The sequence below is a fragment of the Aquiflexum sp. genome (assembly GCF_977115555.1).
Map to the genome: position 1 here is coordinate 1 of NZ_CDSBKL010000399.1, position 3594 is coordinate 3594.

General features: G+C 40.0%; 2 protein-coding genes and 1 pseudogene. All 3 read left to right on the forward strand.

All coding sequences use genetic code 11. The features are described from left to right. The first annotated feature begins 44 nt into the window (after positions 1–44). Positions 45–755 (forward strand): NUDIX hydrolase, encoded by a 711-nt coding sequence (locus ACZFYI_RS17320; RefSeq protein ID WP_462525382.1) that lies wholly within the window; start codon positions 45–47, stop codon positions 753–755. A 180-nt stretch (positions 756–935) separates the two neighbouring features. Further along, entirely contained in the window at positions 936–2438 is a 1503-nt protein-coding gene (gene araA / locus ACZFYI_RS17325; RefSeq protein WP_462525383.1) for an L-arabinose isomerase, read from the forward strand. Positions 2439–2689: 251 nt separating this feature from the next. Further along, positions 2690–3594 (forward strand): annotated as a pseudogene (locus ACZFYI_RS17330) (hypothetical protein); the annotation flags it as partial.

A 3594-nucleotide genomic window follows, 5' to 3' on the forward strand; every position in this document is an offset into this window, starting at 1 on the left:
TTTTAGAATGGAATAAAAAAATTTTAGATAGATTTGAATTAACAATGAAATACTCAAACCAAACTAGAATTCTTGTTGCGGTAGATTGTATCGTTTTTGGATTTGATGGAAATGAATACAAATTGCTTTTGATCCAAAGAGGCTTTGCCCCCGAAAAGGAAAAATGGTCTCTGATGGGTGGTTTTGTGCAGCCTGAGGAATCTTTAGATGAAGCGGCTTCCCGAATCCTGAAACAACTCACAGGACTACAAGACATTTACCTGGAAGAAATGCGTTCATTTAGCAAGCCAAACCGAGATCCTATCGAAAGGGTGATTGCAGTCACCTATGTCGCTTTGATTGACATAGGAAAATACGAGCAACAAATCAATGATGACTTTCATGCGAGATGGTTTCCGATGAAAGACCTTCCAAAACTCATTTTTGACCATCAGGAAATGGTAGGCATCGCCCTTGATAAACTGCGATATAAAGCCGCTTTCCACCCTATTCTCTTTGAATTATTGCCGGAGAAGTTCACCTTGCCACAGTTGCAGAACATGTATGAAGGTCTCTACAATACAAAATTTGACAAACGGAACTTTACCAGAAAGGTACTTTCCACCAACCTTTTGAAAAAAGAAAAAGAGAAAGAGCGATTGAGTTCAAAAAAGGGGGCTTTTTACTATTCTTTAGATGAGGAACAATACAAACAAACTATTTTGACTGTTCAAAACTTTATTCCGCTTACAGAAATCACCGGGGCGATTGATTAATTTTTTATCTTCTGTTTTTAAATATGTGTTATTATGTGTAATTATAACACTTAATAAACCCTATTTAAAATTATTGCCAAAAGCCATTCAAAAAATGAAAAATAATATTCATTGGAAAATGGGTTGCCTTTTTATCATCACTTCCATTTAAGAGACTTTAGTTTTAAAATCAACATTCAAATGAAAAATTTCCCGGAGAATGAAGTTTGGTTTATCACAGGTAGCCAACACCTTTATGGAGAAGAAACCTTAGCCCAAGTTGCCGAACATTCCCAAATTATCGCCCGAGAGCTGAACCAATCCAATGAAATTTCAGTCAACATCATTTTCAAGCCTATTGTAAAAACAACTGAAGAAATCAACCAAATATGTCAGGAGGTAAATCAGGCTAAAAATTGCATCGGGATTATCACTTGGATGCATACTTTTTCTCCGGCCAAGATGTGGATCAACGGTCTCAAAATCCTTAATAAACCTCTCCTCCACCTTCATACCCAATTCAACCGCGATATTCCATGGAATTCCATTGACATGGATTTCATGAATCTCAATCAAAGCGCTCATGGTGATCGGGAATTTGGGTTTTTGGCAAGTCGGATGAGAATTAATAGGAAAGTGGTGGTGGGTTATTGGAAAGAAAAGGAAGTTCATCAAGAAATCGACGGCTGGTGCCGTGCTGCAGCCGGTTGGCATGATTGGCAGGGTATGAAAATCGCAAGATTTGGAGATAACATGCGCAATGTAGCCGTCACAGAAGGAGACAAAGTGGAAGCAGAAATGAGATTCGGATTTGCTGTCAATACTTTTCCGGTTGGTGATTTGGTCCAGAAAATCAATGCTGTGACAAATGCAGAAATTAGCGGGTTGATCTTGGAATATGAAAGTGAATACGTTTTGGCTGAATCCCTAAAAGCCGGAGGAGCAAAAAGAGATTCCTTAGTAGAAGCTGCAAGGATTGAAATCGGATTGGAAAAATTTCTTATGGAGGGAGGTTTTAAAGCTTTTTCCAACACCTTTGAAGACTTACACGGTATGCGGCAGCTTCCCGGTATTGCTGTCCAAAGACTGATGAAAAGGGGTTTTGGCTATGCAGGTGAGGGAGATTGGAAAACAGCCGCTTTGGTCAGGGCAATGAAAGTAATGGGAACGGGTTTGGAAGGTGGAAATGCTTTTATGGAGGATTATACTTACCATTTTGATCCAAGCAACAGCCTTGTTTTGGGATCACATATGTTGGAGGTGGATGAATGTCTAGCATCGGGTAAACCCTCCTGCGAAGTCCATCCATTGGGAATTGGCGGAAAAGAGGATCCTGTCAGGTTGGTATTCAATGTCAAAGCCGGCAAAGGACTCAATGCTTCTCTCGTAGATATGGGAAATAGATTCAGGATGATCGTCAATGAAGTTGAGGCGGTAGATGCACCGCATGAATTGCCAAAATTGCCTGTCGCCAGAGTCATATGGAAGCCACTTCCTGATATGAAAACTGGGTGCGGAGCATGGATTTTGGCAGGTGGTTCACACCATACTTGCTTCAGTCAAAATCTTTCAACGGCAATTCTAAATGACTTTGCCAATATTGCAGGTATAGAATCTGTCAACATCGATGGACAAACCACCATTAGAAACCTTCAAAATGAGTTGAAATGGAGTGAGGTATATTATAAGATTTTTGAGAAGTAGAAGGAGTCGATAGTTGGTAGACCATAGTCCATAGATTGGGGAAACCCTGTAATAAAATTCAATTTAAGCAATATTTTAAGTGGCTGGAAGAATTGGGTAAAGAGCCTGCTTCTTCCGCCTTTTTTTTGGAACCACCTCTTTGGTCGGGCTTGCTAGCGGATTATAAGTGTATTAGGAATTTTAAAAGTCGACAGATAATCCTATTTATTTTTTAATTTGCGCCATTCTTTCAATAAGAACTGATTCATATAATGCAGATCAACTTCAAAAATGACATCTTGCCACACCTAGTTGGAGTTGTGGTTTTTTACCTGATAGTTTTGTTTTATTTCTCACCTGCTGTTTTTGATGGCAAAATCCTTTTCCAATATGATATCCTTCAATGGGAAGGTGCGGCAAAGGAAGTCATGGATTACCGTGCTGAGACAGGTGAGGAAGCACTTTGGACCAACAGTATGTTTGGCGGCATGCCTGCCTACTTGGTAAGTTTTGAAATACCAGGAGACATCACCAATTTTCTGATTAAAGCAGTCACTTTAGGACTACCCCACCCCGTCAACTCCTTGTTTTTTGGAATGGTGGCCATGTATATTCTCCTTTTGAGTTTCAAAGTCAGGCCTGAATTTTCTGTTGCAGGTGCTGTCGCTTTTGCTTTCAACACTTTCCACATCATCAGTCTAGATGCAGGTCATAATGCCAAAATATGGGCAATTTGCCTCATTCCATTGATTTTGGCAGGAATCCATCTGACCTTTTCGGGTAAAAAGATTTTGGGCCTTGCGCTATTTGCTTTTGGTCTGATGCTCCAACTCAAATTCAACCACCTTCAGATCACCTATTACACAATATTGATTGTTTTGGTTTATGGAATCGGTCAGATCGTAGATTCCTTTAAATCCCAAACATTACCAGCCTTTGCCAAAACAATTTTGATTTTGGTATTGGGAGCTTGTCTAGCTGTCGGATCCAATCTGAGCAGGTTCATGACTGTGCTTGAATACGGCTCTTTTTCAACAAGAGGCCAATCCAACATTACTTCAGCCAATACATCAGAAGGAGGATTGGACAGGGATTATGCTTTCAATTGGTCTCAAGGAAAAATGGAATCCTTGACTCTCTTGGTTCCATTTATCTACGGAGGAGGAAGTGGAGAAGC

Coding starts and splice junctions, on each gene's coding strand:
- araA (WP_462525383.1), top strand. CDS start 936: ATGAAAAATTTCCCGGAGAATGAAGTTTGGTTTATCACAGGTAGCCAA.
- ACZFYI_RS17320 (WP_462525382.1), top strand. CDS start 45: ATGAAATACTCAAACCAAACTAGAATTCTTGTTGCGGTAGATTGTATC.